Annotated in this window: 20 protein-coding genes and 1 tRNA gene; 9 read left to right on the plus strand and 12 right to left on the minus strand. The window is 62.0% G+C overall.

Features of this window, described 5'->3' with window-relative positions; genetic code table 11:
- Positions 1 to 91: 91 nt before the first annotated feature.
- From ACZ5J0_RS12180 to argS, 11 genes are all read right to left on the minus strand, one after another.
- Positions 92 to 1,048, minus strand: a complete 957-nt coding sequence (locus tag ACZ5J0_RS12180) for a glycosyltransferase (RefSeq protein WP_166840203.1) — start codon at positions 1,046 to 1,048, stop codon at positions 92 to 94.
- Complete coding sequence (locus tag ACZ5J0_RS12185) at positions 1,049 to 1,834, minus strand: WecB/TagA/CpsF family glycosyltransferase (RefSeq protein WP_142938627.1); 786 nt, start codon at positions 1,832 to 1,834, stop codon at positions 1,049 to 1,051.
- Positions 1,831 to 2,682, minus strand: coding sequence for an L-threonylcarbamoyladenylate synthase (locus ACZ5J0_RS12190; RefSeq protein WP_464093217.1), 852 nt, complete (start codon positions 2,680 to 2,682; stop codon positions 1,831 to 1,833). The genes ACZ5J0_RS12185 and ACZ5J0_RS12190 overlap by 4 nt, the downstream gene beginning before the upstream one ends.
- A gap of 12 nt (positions 2,683 to 2,694) precedes the next feature.
- A complete protein-coding gene (prmC, locus tag ACZ5J0_RS12195; RefSeq protein ID WP_166840199.1) occupies positions 2,695 to 3,567 on the minus strand; it encodes a peptide chain release factor N(5)-glutamine methyltransferase in 873 nt (290 codons plus the stop codon).
- Between the two features lie 64 nt (positions 3,568 to 3,631).
- A complete protein-coding gene (gene prfA / locus ACZ5J0_RS12200) occupies positions 3,632 to 4,705 on the minus strand; it encodes a peptide chain release factor 1 (protein ID WP_166840197.1) in 1,074 nt (357 codons plus the stop codon).
- Positions 4,706 to 4,958: 253 nt separating this feature from the next.
- Complete coding sequence (gene rho, locus ACZ5J0_RS12205; RefSeq protein WP_464093218.1) at positions 4,959 to 7,091, minus strand: transcription termination factor Rho; 2,133 nt, start codon at positions 7,089 to 7,091, stop codon at positions 4,959 to 4,961.
- Positions 7,092 to 7,395: 304 nt separating this feature from the next.
- Entirely contained in the window at positions 7,396 to 8,370 is a 975-nt protein-coding gene (gene thrB / locus ACZ5J0_RS12210; RefSeq protein ID WP_464093219.1) for a homoserine kinase, read from the minus strand.
- Positions 8,371 to 8,372: 2 nt separating this feature from the next.
- A complete protein-coding gene (gene thrC / locus ACZ5J0_RS12215) occupies positions 8,373 to 9,476 on the minus strand; it encodes a threonine synthase (protein WP_142938621.1) in 1,104 nt (367 codons plus the stop codon).
- Entirely contained in the window at positions 9,477 to 10,793 is a 1,317-nt protein-coding gene (locus tag ACZ5J0_RS12220) for a homoserine dehydrogenase (RefSeq protein WP_142938620.1), read from the minus strand.
- Positions 10,786 to 12,258 (minus strand): diaminopimelate decarboxylase, encoded by a 1,473-nt coding sequence (lysA, locus tag ACZ5J0_RS12225; protein WP_464093220.1) that lies wholly within the window; start codon positions 12,256 to 12,258, stop codon positions 10,786 to 10,788. Before lysA ends, ACZ5J0_RS12220 begins: the two co-directional genes overlap by 8 nt.
- A 4-nt stretch (positions 12,259 to 12,262) precedes the next feature.
- Positions 12,263 to 13,927 (minus strand): arginine--tRNA ligase, encoded by a 1,665-nt coding sequence (argS, locus tag ACZ5J0_RS12230; protein ID WP_464093221.1) that lies wholly within the window; start codon positions 13,925 to 13,927, stop codon positions 12,263 to 12,265.
- 233 nt (positions 13,928 to 14,160) lie between these two features.
- On the opposite strand from argS, the gene ACZ5J0_RS12235 reads away from it, so the two are divergent.
- The 6 genes from ACZ5J0_RS12235 to ACZ5J0_RS12260 all read left to right on the plus strand — a co-directional run bounded on the left by ACZ5J0_RS12235 (position 14,161) and on the right by ACZ5J0_RS12260 (position 18,796).
- Positions 14,161 to 14,655, plus strand: coding sequence for an FMN-binding protein (locus ACZ5J0_RS12235; RefSeq protein ID WP_142938617.1), 495 nt, complete (start codon positions 14,161 to 14,163; stop codon positions 14,653 to 14,655).
- Positions 14,656 to 14,660: 5 nt separating this feature from the next.
- Positions 14,661 to 15,533 carry an FAD:protein FMN transferase gene (locus ACZ5J0_RS12240; protein WP_464093222.1) on the plus strand — a complete coding sequence of 291 codons (873 nt, stop codon included), beginning with the start codon at positions 14,661 to 14,663 and terminating at the stop codon, positions 15,531 to 15,533.
- Positions 15,530 to 17,032: an FAD-dependent oxidoreductase gene (locus ACZ5J0_RS12245; RefSeq protein WP_464093223.1), complete on the plus strand. Its 1,503-nt coding sequence runs from the start codon at positions 15,530 to 15,532 to the stop codon at positions 17,030 to 17,032. Before ACZ5J0_RS12240 ends, ACZ5J0_RS12245 begins: the two co-directional genes overlap by 4 nt.
- 108 nt (positions 17,033 to 17,140) lie before the next feature.
- Positions 17,141 to 17,213, plus strand: a tRNA-Arg gene (locus tag ACZ5J0_RS12250).
- Between the two features lie 154 nt (positions 17,214 to 17,367).
- Positions 17,368 to 18,411, plus strand: coding sequence for a M4 family metallopeptidase (locus ACZ5J0_RS12255; protein ID WP_223940520.1), 1,044 nt, complete (start codon positions 17,368 to 17,370; stop codon positions 18,409 to 18,411).
- A gap of 82 nt (positions 18,412 to 18,493) precedes the next feature.
- Positions 18,494 to 18,796, plus strand: a complete 303-nt coding sequence (locus ACZ5J0_RS12260) for a protealysin inhibitor emfourin (RefSeq protein WP_142938614.1) — start codon at positions 18,494 to 18,496, stop codon at positions 18,794 to 18,796.
- A 63-nt stretch (positions 18,797 to 18,859) separates the two neighbouring features.
- Here the strand turns inward: ACZ5J0_RS12260 and ACZ5J0_RS12265 are convergent, their stop codons facing one another.
- On the minus strand, positions 18,860 to 19,828 hold the full coding sequence (locus ACZ5J0_RS12265; protein WP_464093224.1) for a GlxA family transcriptional regulator: 969 nt from the start codon (positions 19,826 to 19,828) through the stop codon (positions 18,860 to 18,862).
- Between the two features lie 81 nt (positions 19,829 to 19,909).
- Here ACZ5J0_RS12265 and ACZ5J0_RS12270 point away from each other — a divergent pair, with 81 nt between their 5' ends.
- The 3 genes from ACZ5J0_RS12270 to hrpA all read left to right on the plus strand — a co-directional run bounded on the left by ACZ5J0_RS12270 (position 19,910) and on the right by hrpA (position 25,186).
- On the plus strand, positions 19,910 to 20,080 hold the full coding sequence (locus tag ACZ5J0_RS12270; RefSeq protein WP_165450181.1) for a hypothetical protein: 171 nt from the start codon (positions 19,910 to 19,912) through the stop codon (positions 20,078 to 20,080).
- A gap of 152 nt (positions 20,081 to 20,232) precedes the next feature.
- Complete coding sequence (locus tag ACZ5J0_RS12275; protein WP_142938612.1) at positions 20,233 to 21,225, plus strand: helix-turn-helix transcriptional regulator; 993 nt, start codon at positions 20,233 to 20,235, stop codon at positions 21,223 to 21,225.
- 13 nt (positions 21,226 to 21,238) lie between these two features.
- Positions 21,239 to 25,186, plus strand: coding sequence for an ATP-dependent RNA helicase HrpA (gene hrpA, locus ACZ5J0_RS12280; RefSeq protein ID WP_464093225.1), 3,948 nt, complete (start codon positions 21,239 to 21,241; stop codon positions 25,184 to 25,186).
- Positions 25,187 to 25,261: the final 75 nt, after the last annotated feature.

The raw sequence follows: 25,261 nt of genomic DNA on the forward strand, positions 1-25,261 counted from the left end.
AGTCACGATACTAATGCCAATGGCCGTGACCACCCTGTGATGCAGCCGCGAAGCCCCAGCGTGTTTGGCTAGGGTTCAGGCCGCCTCATGGCTACCTGACGGGCTCCTGGACGTTACGCAGTGCGTAGATTCCGTTCAGCACATGGGCGTTGGCGCGCGGGGCTCTCAGGCTGTGGCGCAGGCCCTTGAGAAGCCCGGCCAACAGCACCTTACGATTCGGCGAGGCGGCAATCGTGCGGGTCCAGTTGCGCAATGAAGCACCCGTAAAAAGAACCTTTTCCCACGGTGCCAAGGCGTTCGATCGAGTGTAAACCCAGAGCTTGTTTCGCACTTCATAGTAGAAGCGCGCGCCAGGATCCGCTCCGGCGTCGCCAAAGACCTTCGTATGGTGATTGGCCACTGATGCGTTGGTAGTCAGCGCGGTCCCTCTACGGGAAATCCTGGCGGTGTACTCCAGATCGTCATTCCAGATGAAGTAGTCCGCGATGGGCAGGCCGTGCTGTCTGATTTCCTCAGCACGAATCAGCACCGACACGAAGGAAGCACTGCGGATTTGGGTGGCACCCAGCCTGGCAGCAGCGGTGCGCGCGTTCTCGCTTGCCCCCATACGCGGCCGCATGCGGTTCATCGGGTGGTCGCGGCCATCAGTCCACACCACACGGCTGGCGATGAACGCCGGTGCCTCTCCGGTTTCCCGAAGGTAGGACTCGGAGAGGTCCAACGCCTCGCGCAGGGCGTTCGGCTGAGGTTCGGTGTCGTCGTCCATGATCCACACGTGATCCGCCCCGTGGTCGAGTACAGCCCGTTCCATGCCGACGACGAAACCCCCGGCACCGCCCACGTTGGTGTTCAAGGTGACCACATCAGTGGTCAATGCGCCGTGGTACTGCTGGAGGAACTCAGCGGTTTCATCCGTGGAGGCGTTGTCCACGATCACGACGGCGTCCGGTACCTGTGTACCTGCAGCAATGCCGTCCAAGGTGGTCTGGAGAAGTTCACGCCGGTTATAGGTCACTACAACGGCGACCACGACAGGGTGGGACGTCATTTACTTGCCTTTGGTCTTGGATGGTTGGAAACGGCGCCCGATCAGCAGGCCAGCCAGCTTCCAAGGTTCAACAAAAACTCTGTAAGCCACGCGGCCCGGGTGAAGGACCAGCCGCCAGGCCCACTCGAGTCCTAGGCGACCAAGCCACCGCGGCGCCAGTTTCTGGATGCCCGCAACCTGCTCAATGGCGCCGCCGACGGCGCAATAAACGGCAGCCGGCAGATGGGCGAGCCTGCGGTGAAGGACAGCCTCCTGAAGGGGCATCCCGAGTCCCAACAGGACCAACTGCGGACGGAAGTCCGTCAGCCAGTCCACCACCGCGTCTTCCAGGGTGCTGTCCCACCCCTCACCGGGCATTCCGTCCACTGTTGCACCGGGGACGATAGCGCGCAGCCGGGCGACCGCCGTCGTATTGGCCGCGCGTCCCGCGCCTACTACGGCCACGCGCTCCAGCCCCTTGACCTTTCCAAGCTCCGGGATCCAATCCATGGAACCCAGCCGGTATGCCATGGTTCCCTCACCCAAGGGCTGGAGTTGACGCTTGTGGGCTAGCCCCCAGAGCATCGCGACGGGAGCACCATCCAAGAGGACGATCGAGCTGCCCTCATACAAAGAACGGACATCCGGGCGCGAATGAAGCAACGTGATGCTGTGCAGATTGTGGCCAAGAACAGTAGCGGTTGATCCGGCTGAAATGAGACTGCCCATTGCGTCTATAACCTCATTGACGCGCATCGGCGTGGCGTCGACGTCAAGGACGGGGACGCGTTGACGCTCCGGAATCATTCGGACTTGGCTTCGTTGGAGGCCTCCGGCTTTGCAGTCTCATGGCTTGACTCCTCGACGACGACGGCGTCGGCTGCAGTTTCTTCACCTGGGGTCTCTTCAACTGCGGTCTCTACACCTGGGGTCGCTTCAACTACAGGTTCTTCGGCTGCCGTGTCATCAGCAGCCGGCGGCGCAGCAGGAATGGTTTCACCAACACCCAGGATGGACGGAACGATCTCGCGAAGCCGTTCCAGCTCAATCGCTCCTTGGCGCACCACCCGGAACGGAGTGGACGTGGCGTCCACAATCGTCGAGGGCAAGGCAGCAGTTCCCTTGACCGGACGGAAGCCGCCTTCGAGGTAGACCTCAACGGACTCCGCCAGTTGGAGTCGCGCTTCCGAGGCTGTCTGTGCCGCTTCCTGGCCCGTCCGGTTGGCGGAGGAAACAGCCAAGGGGCCCGTGAGCCCCAGGAGTTCCAGGGCGATCTGGTCGTCGGGCATCCTCAGGGCAACGGTGCCCTTGGTCTCGCCGAGGTCCCAGTCCAAGGACGGCTGGGCATGAAGGATCAGCGTCAACCCACCGGGCCAGAAGGCTTGGGCCAGCGCCCGGGCATCGGCTGGTACGTCGGTGGCCAGTCCGTCCAGGGCGTTGACCCGTGGAATCAGGACCGGAGGAGGCATTTGACGGCTGCGCCCTTTGGAGGCCAACAACATGGTCACGGCCAACGGCGAGAAAGCATCTGCGGCAATACCGTAGACGGTGTCTGTTGGCAGCACGACGCACTTCTTCTCGCTGATGGCGCGCTGGGCATGCTGAAGCCCTTCAGAACGCTGGTCATCGGAAGTGCAGTTATAGGTTGTGGTCACAGCGCCATTCTTTCACTCATCAGGAGACAGGCTTGCAAGGATCGCGCTGGTGGCACGTTCCTTGCCGTTCAGGTCGTAGTGCGTGGTGACGTTGTTCCAACGTCCGGTTCTTTGCAGCATCCGGCAGATCCATGCAGCCTGGACTTCCGCGTGCTCCATCACAAAATAACCACCGGGCTTGAGGAGACGGGCCGCTGAGGCAGCTGCCGCGGTCGGAAGTACCATGCCGTCCGCTCCCCCGCCGTAAAGCGCCTCTGGTGGATCGTGCAGTGCAACTTCAGGCTCTGTGGGGATCGCTTCGGCCGGAATGTACGGCGGATTGGATACGACGACGTCGAAGGTTCCGTTGTGCTCGGGAAGGGCATCCCGCAAGTCGCCTTCAATAAGTACCACGCCCAGCGGTTCGAGGTTTCTGGCAGCCCAGGCATGCGCGAGCGTGCTGAATTCCACCGCATGCACTTCAGCGCCTGGGATTTCGTAGGCGATGGAGCCGGCGATTGCACCTGATCCTGTGCCAAGATCCACCACCTTGGGACTTTGCAGTCCTGAGAGGTGGTCGATGACCAACTGAACAACTGACTCCGTTTCGGGACGCGGAATGAAAACGCCCGGACCCACCCGCAACGCCAGGTGCCGGAAATATGCGACGCCGGTGATGTGCTGGAGGGGGACGCGTCCCGCGCGTTCCTCCACCAGTTCCCGGTAACCTTCGGGAGCGGGGGTGTCGCCGAGCAACAGGGCACGGAGACGACCAAGGCCGACGCCCAGTAGGTGATCGGCAAGCAACTCGGCATCCACACGCGGGCTGGGTACGCCGGCGTCGGACAGGACAGCAGTAGCCTCGCGGACAGCGTCCGCGAGGCTTTGGCCTTGGTGAAACGTCATGGATGTACTCTGCTGTGTTTGTTCGGCGCTGTGGTTGTTCGGCGCTGCTCTGATCGGCAGGTCGTTACTCGCCGATTGCGTCCAGGCGTGCCTGCTCGTCAGCTTCAATGGCTGACTGGATCACTGGTTCAAGATCACCGTTCATGACGGCATCAAGGTTGTAGGCCTTGTAGCCGGTGCGGTGGTCAGCAATACGGTTTTCCGGGAAGTTATAGGTCCGGATGCGCTCGGAACGGTCCATGGTGCGGATCTGCGACTTGCGCTGTTCCGAGTTGGCGGCGTCAATCTGTTCCTGCTGGTGGGCCAGGAGGCGGGCGCGGAGAACGCGCATGCCGGCTTCGCGGTTCTGCAGCTGCGACTTTTCGTTCTGCATGGCTACAACGATGCCCGTAGGCAAGTGAGTAATGCGTACAGCGGAGTCGGTGGTGTTCACGGACTGGCCACCGGGCCCGGATGAACGGTAAACGTCAATCTTGAGGTCGTTCTGGCTGATCTCGAGTTCTTCGGGCTCATCAACTTCGGGAAGCACCAGCACGCCGGCGGCCGAAGTGTGAATGCGGCCCTGCGACTCCGTGACGGGTACGCGCTGCACTCGGTGGACGCCGCCTTCAAACTTCAAACGGGCAAAAACGCCCTGCGCAGGATCGTTGGAGTTGCCCTTGATGGCAACTGCAACGTCCTTATAGCCACCCAGATCGGATTCAGTGGCGGAAATCATTTCGGTCTTCCAGCCGCGCGACTCCGCATAACGCATGTACATGCGCAGAAGGTCGCCGGCGAACAATGCAGCTTCGTCGCCGCCTTCGCCACCCTTCACTTCAAGGATGACGTTGCGGGCGTCGTCCGGATCACGCGGGATCAGCAGACGACGCAGCCGCTCTTGTGCGGCGGGGATCTGTTCCTCCAGCTGCTCCACTTCGGCAGCGAATTCGGGATCCTCGTCAGCCATCTCTTTGGCAGCTTCCAGGTCATCGTTGAGCCCGCGCCACTTGTTGTACGCCTCCACAATGCCCTGAAGCTGAGCAGACCGCCGCCCCAACTTCCTGGCCGCAGACTGATCAGCATAAACAGCAGGATCACTCAACTGCGCCTGAATAGCAGCATGCTCATCAAGCAATCCCTGTACGGACTCAAACATTTTCAAACCTCTTTCGACTCGCAGACAAGTCTAGTTGCGACGATTGGTGACTTAACGACCAACCGCTCAAATAAGCCGGCCAGCGAAGGTGACGGCAACGCTCAAGGTGACCTGACCGCCGTCGAGTAATTTTGCCGGCCCGGGAGTGGCATCGGGCCTGTCGTAGCGTTGCTGCTGACGTACGCAGTATGTCAGCAGCAACGCGAAGGGGCGGGGCCGGCAAAATTACTCGACGGCCCCACCCCAGATAACGCTATTTGTCGTTGTCCGACTTCGCTCCGAGCGTCGTCTTCTGAACCTGCATGAGGAACTCGACGTTGCTCTGCGTCTCCCGGATCTTGTTGGTCAGCAGCTCAAGGCTCTGCTGCTGCTCCAGGCCCGAAAGGACGCGGCGCAGCTTCCACATGATCTTGACCTCTTCAGGCGAGAGCAGATTCTCTTCACGGCGAGTACCGGACGCATTGACGTCCACGGCCGGGAAGATACGCTTGTCTGCCAACTGGCGGGAAAGGCGGAGCTCCATGTTGCCGGTGCCCTTGAACTCTTCGAAGATGACCTCGTCCATCTTGGAACCGGTCTCGACGAGTGCGGTTGCAAGGATGGTGAGCGAGCCACCGTTTTCGATGTTGCGGGCTGCACCGAAGAAGCGCTTCGGCGGGTACAGTGCTGCAGAATCGACACCGCCGGACAGGATGCGGCCGGAGGCCGGTGCTGCCAGGTTGTAGGCACGGCCCAGGCGGGTCATGGAGTCCAGCAGAACCACCACGTCCATGCCCATTTCCACGAGACGCTTGGCACGTTCAATGGAGAGCTCGGCAACGGTGGTGTGGTCGTCGGCGGGACGATCGAAGGTGGAGGCAATGACCTCGCCCTTGACGGTCCGCTGCATGTCCGTGACTTCTTCGGGTCGCTCGTCAACCAGAACCATCATGAGGTGAACCTCAGGGTTGTTGGTGGTGATTGCATTTGCGATGGACTGCAGGATGAGCGTCTTGCCGGCCTTCGGCGGGGAGACGATCAAGCCGCGCTGGCCCTTGCCGATCGGTGCCACGAGGTCGATGACTCGCGGGCCAATCTTCTTGGGGTCGGTTTCGAGGCGCAGACGCTCGGACGGGTACAGCGGCACAAGCTTGGCGAACTCGACGCGATCCTTGAGCTCTTCGGGCGTCTTGCCATTGACGGAAGTGACGCGAACCAGCGCATTGAACTTCTGGCGGGCGGACTGCTGACTGCGGTCCTCACCGTCACGCGGTGCGCGGATGGCACCGACGACGGCGTCGCCCTTGCGAAGGTTGTACTTCTTGACCTGCGCCAAGGATACGTAGACGTCGTTGGCACCGGGCAGGTAGCCGGATGTACGGATGAACGCGTAGTTCTCCAGTACGTCCAGGATGCCGGCGACAGGCAGCAGGACGTCGTCTTCGGTTACTTCGACGTCGTCGACGTCCGGTCCCTGCGCGCGACCACGGCGGCGTTCATTGCGGTCACGGAAACGGTCGCTGCGGGTATTGCCGTCACGGCTGTCCTGACCCCCACGACGATCGCTACGGTCGCTCCGGTCGTTCTGCTCGTTGCGGTCACGACGGTTGCGACGGTTACGGCGGTTGCCGGTATCGTCGCCGTCGTTGTTGTCGTCACGGCGACCGCGGGTGTTGTCGCGACGCTCGCCGCGCTGGTCGCCCGAATCGGACTGTTCGCGCTGCTCCGAACGGTCGGCGCGCTGCTCACGCTGCTCCGAACGATCGGCACGCTGCTCCGAACGGTCAGCACGCTGCTCACGCTGCTCCGAGCGATCGGCACGCTGCTCGGTGGCGGGTGCTTCTGCCGCTTCGGCAGGCGCGGCGGCAGCTTCGCCGCGGCGCCGGTTACGGGTGCGTGGCTGACGGCGCTCCGTAGCGGCCTCAGCGGTCTCGACGACCACCGGAGCAGCGTCAGCTTCGGGTGCGGCTGTTGCCTCGACCGGTGCAGCAGCGGCCTCAGCAGCTGCTACGACTCCGTCGCTGGTGGCACGGCGGCTGCGGCCACGACCGCGGCCCCGCGGTGCTTCCTGGGCAGGGGCTTCCTCAGCCACCGCGGCAGGCGCGCTGGCTTCCTTGGAAGCTTTTGGCTCTGCAGCCGGTGTTTCCTTGGCCGCAGTTGCCTTGGCCGTGGCCTTGGCGGGCGCCTTGGTGGTGGACGTTCCGGCACGATGTGCAGAAATGGCCGTGACCAAGTCCCCCTTGCGCATGCGGGATCCCCCGGAAATGCCCAGCTGGCTCGCAAGAGCCTGAAGCTGGGCGAGCTTAAGGCCTGCAAGGCCGCTGCTCTTGGTGGTTGCTGCAGTTGACGAATCAGCAGCAGAAGATGTTGTGTCCACAGCTGAAGCCAGCTCAGTGGTTTCTGTCACGAAGGATCCTTCCCCCTCGACGGCGTCCAGAGCGAGAGCTGGACGCGATGATTTGTTCTGGGCTGCAGTTCAGATCTGCAGCCGGTGACTTGGGCCGTGCCTGATGGATTATGGCCAACAGGGCCGGATACTGATCGTCATCACTGGATCCAGTTGCCCGGACAGCCGGCGTGCGTTCAGGGAACAGAGAGATTTCTGCGGCACCTGAGACAGGCCGGAAAGAGACGACACCACCGACGTTGGCACAGTTGACGAAAGGTACGGCAAAACACCGAGATCCAAAATCAGGGAACTGCCCGCGGCTTTACCGGCGGTGCACTTCCACTCTAGCACCTTGAACGTCCACAGCCAGCGTCATCACGCGCCAACTGACGTCGGGTGTGTTGACCGCCGTGAACGCTTCAATGAATTCAACAACCGCAGCGGCTTGGTCAGCACCATTAGCCAGCACCATCACTGTGGGACCAGCGCCGGAAACAACGGCCGCATGGCCCGCACCACGGAGGGCTGCAAGGAGGTCTGCGCTGGGCCGCATGGCCTGTGCCCGGTAGCTCTGGTGGAGATAGTCTTCCGTTCCTGGGAGCAGCAAAGCGGGATCTGCAGTGAGCGCATGGATCAGCAAGGCCGCCCGCCCGGAATTCATGGCCGCCGCGTGGTGACCAACCGATGCGGGGAGTAGACCGCGCGCAGTTTCAGTAGCGAGCTCGTAGTCCGGGACTGCCACTACAGGAATAACCGACGACGCGACGTCAGCGCGCGTGCTGCTGTACTGCTCGCTGTCCTGCCATGACAGCGCCAGTCCGCCGAAAATCGCGGGTGCGACGTTGTCCGGGTGCCCTTCCATCTCGCTTGTCAGCTGCAGGATCCAGTCACGGTCCTGCCGGGATTCCGAAGGGACCAGCGCATTGGCGGCAGTAACCGCGGCTACTACAGCCGAGGCTGAAGATCCCAGCCCCCTGCCATGCGGGTTGACGTTATCCGCAATGATCTTCAGGCCCGATCGCTGGTAGCCAAGGCGTTCCAAGGCAAGGTCAATAGCGCGCACAACCAAGTGACTTGCATCACGTGGGAGAGTCTCAGCGCCCTCACCGGAGAGCTCAAACTCAAGCTCCCCGGTGCTGAGGGTTTCCACCGTCAAGGTGTCGTAGATGGACAGGGCCAAACCGAGGCTGTCGTAACCGGGGCCCAGGTTGGCACTCGTACCGGGGACCTTGACGGTCAGCCGCTGGCCTGCCGCGACGAGTGCACGATCGGTCGCGGTGGGCTGCATTGATTCCACTCTTAGTTTTCTTCCAGTCCCAGTTCTGCGGCAACGGTGACGACGTCGTTCGGCACCTTGACGGGCTGCACATCGCTGCCGTCTTCGGTGCGGAGGGCCCACTGCGGGTCCTTGAGTCCGTGTCCGGTAACCGTGATGACGATGGTTTTGCCCGACGGAACCTCGCCTGCGGCATGCTTCTTGATCAAGCCCGCGACACCGGCAGCGGAGCCGGGTTCAACGAAAACGCCTTCCTTTGCCGAAAGCCAGCGGTGAGCCGCAAGGATCTCGTCATCGGTGACGGCCTCGATCAGTCCACCGGATTCGTCACGGGCCGCAACGGCGGTTTCCCACGAGGCCGGGTTGCCGATGCGGATGGCGGTGGCGATCGTGTCGGGCTCGGTAATAGGGTGGCCTGCAACGAACGGCGCGGCACCTGCGGCTTGGAAGCCCCACATGACTGGCGTCTTGGAGGAAACAGCCGGAAGTGTTCCATTGGCGGTCTCGAAGGGCGCGGAGTATTCCTTATAGCCCTTCCAGTAGGCCGTGATGTTGCCGGCGTTGCCCACGGGCAGCACGTGGATGTCAGGGGCGTCGCCCAAGCTGTCCACTACCTCGAAGGCGCCGGTCTTCTGGCCCTGAATACGCGCAGGGTTGACGGAGTTCACCAGGAACACAGGGTAGGACTCGCCGAGTTTTCGAGCGATGTCCAGGCAGTTATCGAAGTTGCCGTCCACCTGGAGCAGCGTGGCACCGTGGGCGATGGCCTGGCTCAGCTTGCCCATGGAGATCTTGCCTTCGGGTACCAGCACAGCGCATTTGAGGCCTGCCGCGGTGGCATAGGCCGCAGCCGAGGCGGAAGTGTTGCCGGTGGAAGCGCAAACTACAGCCTTTGCACCGGCTTCGACGGCAGCGGTCATGGCCATGGTCATGCCGCGGTCCTTGAAGGAACCCGTGGGGTTCATGCCTTCGACCTTCAGGTACACCTCTGAGCCGGTCAGCTCGGAAAGCTTCTGCGCGTGGACAAGCGGCGTGCCGCCCTCGCCGAGGGTGATGACCTTGGTGGCTTCCGTTACAGGCAAACGATCAGCGTATTCGCGGATTACTCCGCGCCATTGGTGAGCCACTTAGACCCCTTCTACCCGAAGTACGGATGTTACAGAATTGATGACGTCCAAGCCTTTGACGGCCTCGACGGTTGCCGCTAGTGCAGCTTCGGACGCACGGTGCGTCACGATTTTCAGCTCGGCTGACTCAACGTTCGAGGCAGAGTCGCGGTGGATCGTTTGGCGCATGGTTTCGATGGAAACGCCGTTCTCGGCAAAGATGTGGGCAATCCGGGCCAGCACGCCGGCCTGGTCAGCGACATCCAGGCCGATGTAGTAACTCGTGGTGGAGGCATCGATGGCCAACGCCGGAACGTGGCCCGTGGTGGTCTCAGTGCGCCCGGGGCCGCCCAGGACCAGACGACGCGCAGCGGACACGAGGTCCCCCAGCACGGCAGATGCAGTGGGAGTCCCACCGGCGCCCTGGCCATAGAACATCAGTTCGCCTGCGTTCTCGGCCTCGATGAACACAGCGTTGAACGCACCACGGACAGCTGCCAGCGGATGTTCACGCGGCAGGAGGGTGGGGTGAACCCGCACGGAAATTCCGCTGCCGTTATCCGATGAATCGATCTTCTCGGCAATGGCGAGCAGTTTGATCACAAAGCCGGCTTCCTTGGCCGATGCGATGTCGGCAGCGCTGACCTTGGTGATGCCTTCGCAATACACATCGTCCAGGGAGAAGCGGGTGTGGAACGACAACGACGCAAGAATCGCCGCCTTCGCTGCAGCGTCGTGGCCTTCGACGTCGGCAGTGGGGTCCGCTTCCGCGTAGCCAAGACGCTGTGCTTCGGCGAGGGCATCGGCGAACTGTGCGCCGGTGCTGTCCATCTGGTCAAGGATGAAGTTGGTGGTGCCGTTGACGATTCCGAGGACGCGGGTAATGCGGTCTCCGGACAAGGAGTCACGGATAGGGCGCAGAATGGGAATCGCTCCCGCTACGGCGGCCTCGTAGGACAGCTGGACTCCGGCCTTATCAGCCTCTTCGTAAAGAGTGGGGCCATCCTGGGCGAGCAAGGCCTTGTTGCCGGTAACGACGCATGCGCCGTTCTGGATGGCCGTCAGGATCAGAGAGCGTGCAGGCTCTATGCCGCCCATGAGTTCGATGACCAGGTCAGCGTCCTTGACCAAGGTATCGGCGTCGGTGGTGAACAGTTCACGCGGCAGTTCGACCTCACGCGGCGCGTCGACATTGCGGACGGCGATGCCGGAGAGTTCCAGGCGGGCGCCGCTGCGTGCGGCGAGGGCCTCGGCGTCATCAATCAGAATCCGCGCAACCTGGGCCCCAACGTTGCCACAGCCCAGCAGGGCCACCTTCAAGGTTCGCATTTCAGACATTCGCCACTCCCATGTCGCGGTTCAAGAGATCTTCTTCGGTTTCCCCGCGGACAATCAGCCGGGCGGCTCCGTCGCGTACAGCGACAACGCCAGGCCGGGCCAGGTAGTTGTAATTGCTGGAGAGGGCCCAGCAGTAGGCGCCGGTACCCGGTACTGCGAGCAAATCACCGGCTGCCACATCCGCGGGCAGATATACATCTCTAACAACTATGTCGCCGCTCTCGCAATGTTTGCCCACTACGCGGGACAGTTGCGGAGCCGCCGAAGAGTTCCGGGAGGCCAGAATTGCCGAATAATCCGCGTCGTACAGCACCGGACGGGCGTTGTCGCTCATTCCGCCGTCCACCGACACATAGCGGCGCGGATACGTAACGTTCTCTTGCCCTTCTTCGCCCTCAGGGGCGTCAACCCGGACCGTTTTGAGCGTGCCGACTTCATAGAGCGTGAAGGTTGTGCTGCCCACAATGGCACGTCCGGGTTCTATGGAGATACGCGGTGGCGTGATGTCCAGCTCGGCGCACTTGGCGCGGACGACGTCGGCCATTGCCTGCGCGATTTCCGCTGCCGGGCGGGGCGTGTCCACGGGGGTGTAAGCGATCCCGTAGCCACCGCCGAGATCCAGTTCGGGCATGACGATGGAGTACTTGGCCTGCATCGCGGCAAGGAAGCCCAAAAGCTTCTCCGCTGCAACAGCAAAGCCATCGGGCTCGAAGATCTGCGAACCGATGTGGCAGTGCAGGCCAAGCAGCTCGATGCTGGCGTATGAGGTTGCTGCGGCTACTGCCTCTTCGGCTGCGGACAGGCCGGCTTCCTCGGTGGAATCCTCGGCCATGGAAAGGCCGAACTTCTGGTCTTCGTGGGCCGTGGCAATGAACTCGTGGGTGTGGGCGTGCACGCCGGGGGTAAGCCGCAGCATGACCTTGGCAGTCTCGCCGCGGCTGGAAGCGATCTTGGCAACGCGCTCAAGTTCATCGAGGCTGTCCACCACGATCCTGCCAAGCTTCATATCCAGGGCACGGTTGATCTCGGCGTCGGACTTGTTGTTGCCGTGCAGGCCAAGGTTGGGACCTTCAATACCAGCACGTGCCGCCACAGCCAACTCGCCGCCCGAACAAGTGTCCAGGCGAAGGCCTTCTTCAGCCACCCAGTGGGCCACTGCAGTGCACAGGAACGACTTCCCCGCGTAGTAGACGTCCACTCCCCCGCAAATGTCCGCGAAGGCGGCATCAAAGGCGTCCTTGAACGCACGTGCACGGGAGCGGAAGTCCGATTCACTCATGACGAACAGCGGGGTTCCGTACTGTTCCTTGAGTTCGCTAACGGACACGCCATCAATGGTGACCTCGCCGGCGTCGTTCTTCACAACCCCAGCCGCCCACATAGGTGCTTGCAAGGCGTTGAGGTCTTCGGGAACAGCCAACCACCCGGGCGCGAGCGGAGAAGCATGTGCAGTGTCTGTGTTCATTTCCCTACATCCGTTCCGGCGCAGAAACGCCCAGCAGTTCGAGTCCGTTGGCGAGGACCTGGCTGGTGGCGTCGTTCAACCACAGACGTGCGCGGTTGACGTCGAGCACGGGTTCCTCACCCTGCGGCGAGACGCGGCAAGCGTCGTACCAGCGGTGATAAGCGCCGGCGATGACCTCAAGGTGGCGCGCCACACGGTGCGGTTCACGCAGTTCGGCGGCCTTTGCCACGATGGACGGGTAGCTGCCCAGATAGGAGAGCAACTCGTTTTCGGTGGCGTGGTCCAGAAGTGATGCGTCAAAGGCGTCCACTCCGTCAACCTGGCGTTCCACCCCGGCCTCGGCAGCATTGCGGGCCGTACCACGCGACCGGGCGTGGGCGTACTGCACGTAGAACACGGGGTTCTCGTTGCTGTGCTTCTTCAACAGTTCGGGATCCAACGTCAGGGGCGAGTCAGCCGGGAAACGAGCGAGCGAGTAGCGGACAGCGTCCTTCCCGAGCCATGAGATGAGGTCCTTGAGCTCGATGATGTTACCGGCGCGCTTGGACAGTTTGGCACCATTCACGGACACAAGCTGGCCGATGAGGACCTCGATGTTCACCTCGGGATCATCGCCCGCGCAGGCTGCAATCGCCTTCAGACGGTTGATGTAACCGTGGTGGTCCGCGCCGAGAAGGTAAATCTTCTCCGTAAACCCGCGGTCCTTCTTGGAAAGGTAGTACGCGGCGTCCGCTGCAAAGTAGGTGGGTTCGCCGTTGGCACGGATCATCACGCGGTCTTTGTCGTCGCCGAAATCGGTGGTGCGCAACCAGACGGCCCCGCCGTCGTCGAATACGTGGCCCTGTTCGCGAAGCCGGGCGACGGCAGATTCGATCGCACCGGCGTCGTGCAGTTCCTTCTCCGAGAAGAAGACGTCGAACGCAACACCGAATTCAGCCAGCGTGGCCTTAATGTCAGCCATCTGGGCCTCGTAGGCTGCGGCGCGGATGACGGGCAGTGCCGCCTCGTCCGTCAGTTCGCGGATGCCTGGGTGGGCTTTCAGTACTTCGTCGCCCAGTTCGCGGATGTACTCGCCGGGGTAGCCACCCTCCGGTACGCCACGGCCATGAAGGCGGGAAAGGACCGAGTTCGCGAACACGTTCATCTGCGAACCGGCGTCGTTGATGTAGTACTCGGCGGTGACGTCGGCACCGGAGGCGCGCAGGACGCGGGCAATGGCGTCGCCAAGAGCCGCCCAGCGCGTATGTCCGATGTGCAGCGGACCGGTGGGATTCGCAGAAACGAACTCCATATTGACCACCCTGCCGGCGAGCGCCTTGTTGGTGCCGTAGCTGGCCCCGGCTTCAACAATGGCCTTGGCGAGTGCACCGGCTGTGGCAGCGTCTACGGTGATGTTCAGGAAGCCCGGACCGGCAATCTCCACTCCCGTAACACCGGGAATGCCCTGCAAATGGTTGCTGAGGACTGCTGCGAATTCACGGGGGTTCATACCGGCCTGCTTGGAGAGTTGCAGGGCGATGTTGGTGGCCCAGTCTCCGTGCTCCCGGTTCTTGGGTCGCTCCACTCGCACGGCGTCGGGCACGGCAGATTCCGTCAAGGCGATTTCGCCGGTAGCGACGGCGTCCTTAAGGCAGGCGGATATGGCAGCAGAGAGTTCTTCGGGAGTCACGCTTCTAGCCTACCGGGGGCCCGCAGAGTCACGGAATTGAGGCTGCCGTATGTGGATAGTGGGACAAAGCCCGTTCACAGGTATGGCTATCTGGCAGCACAGGGTGAACCATTACGCTGAATCCGACGTTGTGAACACGTAGGAGGTGGCCTTGTTGGCCATCACCGTAGTAGAAGCACCTCTGACGAAAATGACCATTGAAGAATTCTTGTCCAGTTGAAACGAGCAGACCCATGACTACGCCACTCCGCAAGAGCCTCTACGTTGGTTTCGCCGGCCTCTCCATCATCGGAACGGCCGCGGCATGCGCCCCCACAACCGAAGCCCCCACCAGCAGTACACCGGCCACACAGGATGGCGGTCAGGCCGCGACAGGCAGCCCAACACCTGCAGGTACGTCGTCATCAACGGCTGTAGCCTCCACCGGGGGATCCACCTATAAGGACGGAACCTACAGCTCCGACGGCACGTACACCTCGCCCAATGGTCAGGAAAAGGTGGGTGTTGAACTGACGCTTGCCTCGGATAAGGTTTCTGCGGTCAACATCACGGTCCACCCTTCCAACCCGAATACCAAGAAGTTCCAAGGCGAATTTGCCAGCGGAATCGCCGCGCAGATCGTGGGCAAGGACATCGACGACCTCAATGTCTCCAAGGTCGCTGGCTCTTCCCTGACGTCCGGCGGCTTCAACGAGGCCGTGGAACAGATCAAGTCTCAGGCCAAGTAGGGGCCATGCCCCACCCTGGCTGGAGCACTTTCCGCTTCGAAGGGATCGGTACGCAGTGGGAAATCTCGACGCCGGACCGTTTGGCACCCGCGATCCGCAGCGAACTGCTGGAGATTGTTGCGGAGTACGACAAGGCGTGGTCCCGGTTCAGGCCGGATTCATTGGTGTCCATCCTGTCCCGTGGCCCGGGCATCATCACGCTGCCGGATCATGCAGTAGCCCTGCAGAAGCTCTATGCCGTGCTGTACCGCCTCAGCGATGGTGCCATGACGCCACTTATCGGGAGCAGCTTGGAGCGACTGGGTTACGACGCCGGTTATGCGCTTGTTCCGTCAGGACTCCCCCTCGCTCCGCCGCGGTGGGAAGACGTCCTCGATTGGACAGGCACGGACCTGGCCGCGAAAGAACCGGTGGTTTTGGACGTCGGAGCAGCCGGGAAGGGCCAGCTCGTTGACCTGCTGGGCGCAGCCCTGCGATCACAGGGCCAGAGCGATTTCCTGGTGGATGGAAGCGGCGACATGCTGCACTCCGGTAACCATCCGGTCACCGTTGCTTTGGAACATCCCTATAACCCCCGGCAGGCCATAGGAACGGTGGAGCTGCACAATTCCGCGCTGTGCGCCTCCGCCTCCAACCGGCGCACGTGGGGTGACGGTCTCCACCATGTCCTGGATGGAACTACGGGCGAGCCCATACACACCACTGTGGCTACATGGACCATGGCTGAAAGCGCCCTGGTTGCGGACGGACTTGCTACGGCATTGTTCATGCTTGAACCGCCTCGGCTGGAGGTCGAATTTGATTTCTCATGGCTTTCGGTGTCATCGAGTGGTGTTGCCGCGTTTTCGCACGGTTTTGAGGGGAGACTGTTCACATGATTGCCGCTAAGTCGCGCCTGGACACCTGGTTGGGCCACTTCACCATGTACCGCCTGATTCTCTGGGTGCTGGGCGTACTGGTTGTTTACAGCATGGTCCTGAACATCCTGGGATGGTTGACCTTCGGGCTTCCGGAGATGGCGGTACACCTGGTGCTTTGCCTGGGTGTGACCTACGCGTCCAGCCGGCTGCTTGCCTTGCTCTTCGGGGTCAAACCGCACACGGAGTCCTCGCTGATCACCGGGCTGCTGCTGTACTTCCTGTTTTGGCCCGCTTTTGGGGTGATGGACATGGCGGGGGTTGCTTTGGCTTGCGTGCTGGCCAGCGTCTCCAAGTATGCCCTGGCGTTCCGTGGCCGGCACATCTTCAACCCGGCCGCGGTGGGTGCGTTCATCACGGGTCTGACCGGGCTGAACATCGCCACATGGTGGGCCGCGACGCCGGCCATGCTCTGGCTCCTGGTACCCGGGGTCCTGCTTGTCCTGTACCGCACACGAAAATTGCTCATGGCCACCGTTTTCCTGGTGGCTGCCACAAGCATCATCACGGTGGAACTGCTCGGCCGCAATATGACGTTGGGCCAGGCCCTGTGGCAGTCCCTGGCGCAACGGCCCTTGCTGTTTTTTGTGGGCTTCATGCTCTCGGAGCCCCTCACCCTGCCTCCCCGTCGTTGGCAGCAGCTGGCGTTGGCCGCCGTCGTGGGTGTTGTTTTTGCGGTGCCTTATAACTTTGGTTTCATTGCCAACTCCCCGGAATTGGCACTGTTGGTGGGCAACCTCATGGCGTTCTTCCTGGGACAACGAGGTGGCGTCCAACTGACGTTCAAAGGTTCGCGCCCCCTCACCCCGGCAAGTACTGAATTCAGGTTCGAGGCATACAGGCCGGTGCGCTTTGCCGCAGGGCAGTTCATGGAGCTCAACCTCCCGCATGCAGGCTCTGATGGCAAGGGGCGTCGTCGCGTCTTCAGCATCACCAGCCCGCCCGGCGCCACCGAAATAACGTTTGGCGTGGGCACGGCGGAGCCCCTTTCTACGGCGAAGAAGGCACTGTTTGCGCTTCGGCCCGGGGACCGTATCTCCGCAACGGCAGTGGGTGGGGACTTTGTTCTGCCGAACGACGCCGGGAAGCCGGTGTTGCTCATCGCTGCGGGAATCGGCATTACCCCTTTCCTGTCGCAGCTGGCGGCCAAGGACGCCGCGCGCGACACCGTGGTGCTGTATCTCGCGAAGGGGCGCCATGAGCTGGCCAGCGTGGAACAACTGGAAGCATCGGGCGCCAAGGTAATAGCCCGGCTTGCGGACGGGTCCACTCCCCCGGAGTTCATGGTCGACGCCGGCGCCTCCAGAATCGACGCCCCGCGCCTTAAGGAGCTGGTTCCGGACATTGGGGAACGGGAAGTGTTTGTATCCGGGTCTCCGGCGAGCGTGGATTCCCTGCGCGCTGCGGCACGTGGTGCAGGAGCTCGGCGGGTCCACGTGGACTCGTTCGCAGGCTACTGATGGGCTAGGTTCCGGCCGGGCTCGCCGGCTTGGCGCCGGGTTTTCATTTGCGGCTCAGTGGCTGCTAAGCTCTAGGACGTCCCACCGGCAACGGAGGGAACCCTGGATGCCCTCGTAGCTCAGGGGATAGAGCGTCTGCCTCCGGAGCAGAAGGCCGTAGGTTCGAATCCTATCGAGGGCACAACGAATACCCCGCCAGCAAAGCTGGCGGGGTATTTTTGTGTGCCGGATACTCACTATCAGTTCGGGGCTTGCCGATCCTGTGCCGCAATAATGTCTGCCCCTACTCCTAGGCTGAATTCAGTTGGTCATACCGATAGCCAAAGGGGTTAGCCATGATGTGCTCCATCGTCCCTCCGTACATGCTTCGCAAGTTAGCCGCCCAGAACGAGCCACGGCTGCGCGCCGTGGCCAGGGCAGCAAAAGAGTCCCTGCTTCACATCAAAGACTTGCAGGCCATCCGCACAGCCCCCATCCCCGCCGCTCCCCCCAGCGCACGCCAAGCTAAGCCCGGCCCCGCCAAACGGACCATTTACGATGCTGAGTCTTTGGAAACTTTGCCCGGACGCGTAGTCCGGAAGGAAGGTGCGGCACCTGTCGGGGACGTGGCAGCCGACGAGGCCTACGACGGCCTGGGGAGCACGCATCGCTTGTATGGCGAGATTTTCGGCAGGGACTCCATTGATGATGCCGGGCTGGCCCTGGACGCCACCGTCCATTACGGGAAGCTCTATGACAACGCCTTCTGGGATGGCTCCCAAATGGTGTTTGGCGACGGCGATGGGCAGATCTTTCAGCGCTTCACCAAGTCCCTTAGCGTCATCGGCCACGAACTCGCTCACGGAGTTACCCAATACACGGCCAATCTGGCCTACCGGAATCAGGCTGGCGCACTCAACGAGTCCATGTCTGATGTCTTCGGCGTCCTCGTGGAGCAATACCTGAAGAAGGAGTCGGTAGAGCAGGCCAGTTGGCTCATCGGGGAGGGCCTCTTCACGGACCAGGTTCAAGGCGATGCCCTGCGTTCCCTGAAAGCACCGGGCACCGCTTACAACGACGACGTTCTCGGCAAGGATCCCCAGCCGGACTCCATGGATACATACGTACGGACCAGTGCTGACAATGGCGGAGTCCATATCAACTCCGGCATCCCCAACAAGGCTTTCTATGTGGTGGCCTCTGAAATTGGTGGCAATGCGTGGGAAGCGCCGGGCCAGATCTGGTACGGCACGCTGACCAGCGGAAGCCTTCCAGCGACGTGCACGTTCGGAAAGTTTGCCAAGACCACTGTGGCCACGGCAGAGGAACTCTTCGGCTCCGGTTCAGCGGAGCATGACGCCGTCCTGAAGGCGTGGGAGACTGTGAAGGTCAAGGTTTAGTCAGGTGGCGGGACCGGATGTCTTTCCTTCGGTCCCTGCCGGTCGGCTAACTAAGGATCAACCGAACGAGAAGCAGCCGGTCATGAAGATCACCGTCCAACGCAGTGGGGGAATCGCAGCGCTGACCCGCATCTGGAGCGTGGACGCAGTCTCCCCTGATGACAAGAATCGATGGGTCCCGATCGTGGAGGCTTGCCCATGGGATGAGGCCAAAAGCCAGGCGCAAGCGGCCAACGAGCCGGACCGCTTCATGTACTCCATCAGGGCAGGCCAACGCCGTGCCACCCTCCCGGAACGTGCTGTTACCGGCCCTTGGCAGGAATTGGTCGAATGCGCCAAGGCTGAAGGATCAGAGTCACGGGGTCGTTTAGGTAGCCGTCGTTAAAGCCGCTGCCCCCGCTGGAGCGGGGGTCCACCCGGCAAAGCTGCGAACATCTGCCCAGCTGACTCAGATGGCTTCTGCCAACTGCCCACGGAATGCACGACGATAACTTTGCGGACTTGTGTCCAGCACCTTTGTGAAGTGGTGGCGGAGCAGCACTGAATGTCCGAACCCTGCTTCCCTGGCGATTTCGTCGATGTTCAATTCAGTGGTTTCCAACAGTTCCTGCGCACGCAGCACGCGTTGCGAGTTCAGCCACGCTGCCGGGGTCGCTCCGGTTTCCGCCCGGAAACGGCGGGCGAACGTCCTGGGAGACATGTGGAGTCGGGCCGCCAGTTCGTTCACACTGTGCTCTTGGTCGAGGTGTTCAACCATCCAGCGAAGCAGCTCCTCCATGGGCGCGGAACCGCAACGGGGCATGGGCCTGTCGATGAACTGGGCCTGGCCGCCGTCGCGGTGTGGCGGTACCACCATGTCGCGTGCAATTGCGGCGGCCACATTGGCTCCCAGCTCCTCGCGGACAAGATGGAGGCAGGCGTCGATTCCGGCGGCCGTCCCGGCGCTGGTGATGATGGTCCCGTCCTGCACATAGAGGACATTCTCATCCACGATCGCAGACGGGTACTGGCTGGCCAGATCCTGAGAATAATGCCAGTGAGTGGTGCACCGGCGCCCGCCCAACAAACCGGCACGGGCAAGCGCGTAGGCGCCCGAACAAATGGACATCACCCACGCGCCCCTGGCATGTGCTGCCCGCAACGCCTCCATGACGGACTCGGGGACGTCCTGGTCCCGGCCAAACGGCGCCATGATGACGAGGTCTGCATCGGCCGCTGCTTCGAGGCCGAGGTTCACATGAAGGGACAGGCCGGACTTCATACGGACGTCACCCGGTTCCGGTGTCACCACCCGGAAATCGAAGGCCGGCACCCCGGCCCCACGGTCAGATCGGTCGATGCCGAAGACCTCGAAGGCCGTACCGAATTCGAAGACCGAGAAGTTGGGTACCACCATCACAGCCACTGATTTCAACATATCTCCAGTGTGGCAGAAATTTATCTATTTGGGGCATTTCTGCCACTGTTTCTTGTCCATCCTCAGGAGCAGGCTTGAGGCATGGAAATCTTCGGAATCATCCTCTTCATCGTCCTCATCACCGCCGTAGCAGCTACCGTTTCAGCCCTGCTAAAGGATGGACTCGGGCACAACCCGCCCATCAACTCAAAGGAACCCTGGAGCGCCTTCGACTCTCCGAGCAGCCCGTACTGGAACCCCCGCATCTACTAGGGGCATGCCAAGCGACTGCAAGGTCCACCAAAGCCACTCAAACCGACGCCCGTCCGTTCACGGAATTCTGCAGGATTCTTCGATCGACGGGCGTCCCTACGCGGTCCCAATCCCACCAAGGTTTTACGCGGACATGAGCTAGATTCACTTGCATGATCCAAACCTCTGCCCGGCTCCTCCAGCTGCTGTCACTGTTGCAGGTGCGTCGGGAATGGACGGGCCCGGCACTCGCTGATCGGATGGGCGTGACCGAACGGACCGTCCGCCGCGATATCGACAAACTGCGCAATCTCGGGTATCCCATTCACGCATCCCCGGGAATCGCGGGTGGCTATCAACTTGGTGCAGGTGCGCAGCTCCCGCCTCTGCTCCTGGATGACAATGAAGCCCTGGCGGTGGCCTTGGGATTGAACTCTGTGGCTGCTGGCCCCGTAGCCGGCATTGGTGAGGCCTCTGTGCGCGCGTTGGCGAAGCTGGAACAGGTCCTGCCGTCCAGGCTGCGTCCCAAGTTCGCCATGCTGAAGGCCGCCGTCACTACCCTTCCCAGCAATGCAGGAACTGTTGATCCTCAACAACTGACCGTCGTCTCCGCCGCAATATCGGACAGACGGCAAATCTCCTTTGAGTACGTCACGTCCGGCGGCGAATCCGCACGAAGGCTGGTGGAGCCCTACAGGTTGGTGGACACCGGCCGGCGATGGTATCTGGTGGCGTGGGACGTCGAACGGGAGGACTGGAGAACCTTCCGGGCGGACCGTCTTGCTTCGCTGCCATCGGAACGCAAGAAATACACTCCACGTCCGCTGCCCGCGGAAGACCTCGCCGCCTACGTGCAGCAGTCCATCACCCGTTCGCCGTACAGGTTCGACGTCGTGGTGCGGCTCCGCGCGCCCCTGGCCGAGATTGCCGCCGTCGTAAATTCCCAGTACGCAACACTGGCGTCCGACGGACCCAAAGCCACCATCCTGCGGTCCGGATGGGACAACCTCGCAGCCCCGGCGGCGTATCTTGCAGCACTCGATGTTGACTTCGAGATCCTCGAGCCTGCTGAATTCAAGTCCTACGCCATGGAACTTTCGCACCGTCTCAGTGCTGCAGCCGGGACTGTGACGGACACAGCGGACGCGGGAGCCCAGCCACAGTAGACTGGCAGCAGCCATGACACTTCATATTTCCTACCCCGCAGAGCTGCCCGTATCCGAGCGCCGCGAGGATCTGATGGCGGCCATCTCCGCAAACCAGGTGACCATCATTGCCGGTGAGACCGGTTCGGGCAAGACCACACAGATCCCCAAAATGTGCCTCGAACTGGGCCTTGGAGACAAAGGCCTGATCGGGCATACCCAGCCACGCCGACTCGCAGCCCGGACGGTGGCCGAGCGCATCGCCTCTGAACTGGACGTAGAGATTGGCCAGGAGGTGGGCTTCCAGGTCAGGTTCACCGGTGAGGTCAGCTCATCCACCAAGATCAAGCTGATGACTGATGGCATCCTCCTCGCCGAGATTCAGCGGGACAAACTGCTCCGGAAATACAGCACCATCATCATTGACGAAGCCCACGAGCGCAGCCTCAACATCGACTTCATCCTGGGCTACCTCAAGCGCATCCTCCCCCAGCGCCCGGACCTCAAGGTCATCATCACCTCGGCAACCATTGATCCCCTAAGGTTCGCCAGGCACTTCGGCAGTGAGGATGATCCAGCGCCGGTCATCGAAGTCTCCGGACGAACTTACCCGGTGGAGATCCGATACCGTCCTTTGTTCCAGCCGGCCGGTGGAGAAGAAGATACCTCGGACGACGAACTCGAAGAGGACCGCGATCCCTTGGACGCTGTGTGCGACGCTGTGGACGAGCTCGCTAAGGAAGCGCCCGGGGACATCCTCATCTTCTTCTCCGGCGAGCGCGAAATCCGGGACGCCGCTGAGGCGATCAACGGCCGTATCCAAACAAACAGGCGACTTGCCGGGACGGAAGTCCTGCCGCTCTTTGCCCGTTTGAGCCTGCAGGAGCAGCACCGGGTGTTCAATCCCGGCGGAAAACGTCGCATCATCCTGGCTACCAACGTGGCCGAGACGTCCCTGACCGTTCCCGGCATCAAGTACGTGATAGATACCGGAACCGCCCGCATCTCGCGCTATTCACACCGGACCAAAGTACAAAGGCTCCCCATCGAGCGTGTTTCCCAGGCTTCTGCCAATCAGCGCTCGGGCCGCTGTGGCCGCGTCTCGGAGGGCATTGCCATCCGTTTGTACTCCGAAGAGGACTTCGAGTCGCGTCCTTTGTTTACGGACCCGGAGATCCTCCGGACCAACCTCGCGGCCGTCATCCTGCAGATGACCGCCATGGGAGTTGCCCGCGGTCCCAAGGACGTTGAAAACTTCCCGTTTGTGGAACCACCGGACTCGCGGGCCATCAACGACGGCGTCACTCTCCTGCGCGAACTCGGCGCCTTGACCTCGCCCAAGTCCGGTAACGCGGCCGGCAACGGTCGCAGCGGCAGTGGACTGACCGCCGTCGGGCAGAAATTGGCCCAACTGCCGGTGGATCCACGGCTGGGCCGGATGATCGTGGAGGCGGGCAAGCGGGGTTGTGTGCGCGAGGTGATGATCCTGGCGGCTGCCCTGACCATCCAGGACCCCCGGGAACGGCCGACGGACAAGCAACAGTTGGCTGCGGAGAAGCATGCTCGTTTCCGTGACGAGCTCTCGGACTTCACCGGCTTCCTCAATCTGTGGAACTACATCCAGGAAAAGCAGCGCGAGCTCTCCTCCACCCAGTTCCGCAAACTGTGCCGCAACGAGTTCATCAACTACCTGCGCGTCCGGGAGTGGCAGGACCTCTTTACCCAGCTCCGGCAAATGGCCAAACCCCTCGGCATCGCGCTGGACAATAAGCGCGAAGCAGATCCCGCGGGCAACTACGAGGGCATCCACATCAGCCTGCTCTCCGGGTTGCTGAGCCACATCGGCCTCCTTGATGAGCGCAAGCGTGAATACGCCGGTGCCCGCGGAAGCCGTTTTGCGATCTTCCCCGGCTCAGCGCTGTTCAAGAAATCACCCACCTTCGTGATGGCCGCTGAGCTGGTGGAGACAAGCCGCCTCTGGGCGCGCGTCGCCGCCAAGTTCGATCCCCTGTGGGCTGAACAGGTAGCCCCGGATCTGGTGAAGCGGTCCTACAGCGAACCGCATTGGTCATCACGGCAGGGCGCTGTCATGGCTCACGAGAAAGTGACGCTGTACGGCGTACCCATCATTCCCAACCGTCGCATCAACTACGGGCGCGTCGATCCCGAGTTGTCGCGCGAATTGTTCATCCGCCATGCCCTGGTGGAGGGCGAGTGGAAGACACACCATAAGTTCTTCCACCGGAACCGGGCCCTGCTCCAGGAGATCGAAGAACTCGAAACCCGCATGCGGCGCCGGGACATTCTGGTGGACGACCAGACACTCTTCGAGTTTTATGACGCCCGCGTCGGCAAGGACGTAGTTTCCGAGAGGCACTTTGATAAGTGGTGGAAGGATGCCCGGCAGTCAGATCCCGATCTCCTGGACTTCGACCAATCCTTACTCATGAGCGAAGACGCCGAAGCACTGGACGACTCCGCGTATCCGAAGAGCTGGCTGCACAAGGGCTTCGACCTGCCGTTGAGCTACGAGTTCCATCCCGTGGCGCCAGGCTCGGCCCCCAACCCATCTGACGGTGTCACGGCTGAAGTCCCGGTGCTGTTCCTGAACCAACTGGACGACGCCCCGTTCCGCTGGCAAATTCCCGGGCAACGGGTGGAACTGGTCACGGCGCTGATCAAGTCACTACCCAAACAGGTACGGAAGAACTTTGTGCCTGCCCCGGACGTTGCACGGCAGGCAACCGCAGCGCTGGAAGCCGACTTTGATCCCGCCACCGACGAACTTGAGCCATCCTTGGAACTTGTTCTTCGCCGGCTCCGCGGACACGTCATTCCTCCAGGTTCGTGGAACTGGGATGCCGTACCGCCGCACCTACGGGTTAGCTTCAAGGTGGTGGACAGCAAGGGCAAGGTGCTTGACGAAGGAAAGAACCTTGCTGAACTCCAGGAGAAGCTGGCGCCGGCAACGCGCCGTGCCATCGCCGAATCGCTCGGCGCCACACCCGCGACGACGTCACGCGCCAAGGGCGGCAAGGGAACCGGCACGTCGGGCGCACCCAACGGTCAAACGCCAGCCCCGGGCGCAACGCCGGCAGGCGATGGAATTATTGCCGAACGCGGCGGCATCACCATGTGGGAGTTCGGCACGGTGGAGCGCCATGTTACCCGGACTGTCAAGGGCCATGCCGTCACCGGCTTCCCGGCGATAGTGGACGAAGGAAAATCCGTGGCACTGCGGGTATTTCAGACCCGGCCGGAGCAGGAAGCCGCCATGCGTGGCGGCGTCATCCGATTGCTTGCCTTGCGGATCCCGCCACCGGACCGTTACGTGCTGGAGCACCTCAGTAATACGGAGAAGCTGACGTTTAGCCAGAACCCGCATGGATCCGTGAGCGCACTCATCGCGGACTGCGCACTGGCAGCCATCGACAAACTGGTTCCGCAGGATCTGCCGTGGGACAAGAAATCGTTCGATGCGTTGTACGAGGTAGTCCGTGCAGAACTGATCGATACCGTGTTCACGGTGACGGCCGTCGTCGAACGTGTCCTGGCCAGTACCCGCCGCATCCAGAAGCAGCTGAAGTCCAACACCAGCCTGCACCTGATCAGCGCCCTCAATGACATGAAGAGCCAACTGGAGCAGCTGGTGTTCCCGGGCTTTGTGGCACAGACGGGCTATGCGCAGCTCAGCCAACTCCCGCGGTACCTTCAGGCAATCGAGAAGCGGCTGGAAAAGCTCCCGGGCAACGTCCAGCGTGACGGCCTGAACATGGCAGTGGTACAGGCGTTGGAGGATGACTACGACGACGCCGTATCGGCTCTGCTTCCAGGGCGCGGCGCCGGCCCGGAGTTAACACGTGTGCGCTGGATGATCGAAGAACTGCGGGTGAGCCTCTTCGCGGTTGAACTTGGCACGGCCTACTCCGTGTCGGAGAAGCGAATCCGCACGGCACTGAACCAAGCACTCGCGCCGGTATAGCCGGGCAGGCATGAGAAAACCCGGCGGCGCTTCACAAGCACCGCCGGGTTAAATAATGCAGGAATCAGCCACAGG

The organism is Arthrobacter sp. DualSoilB13 (genome assembly GCF_055389195.1).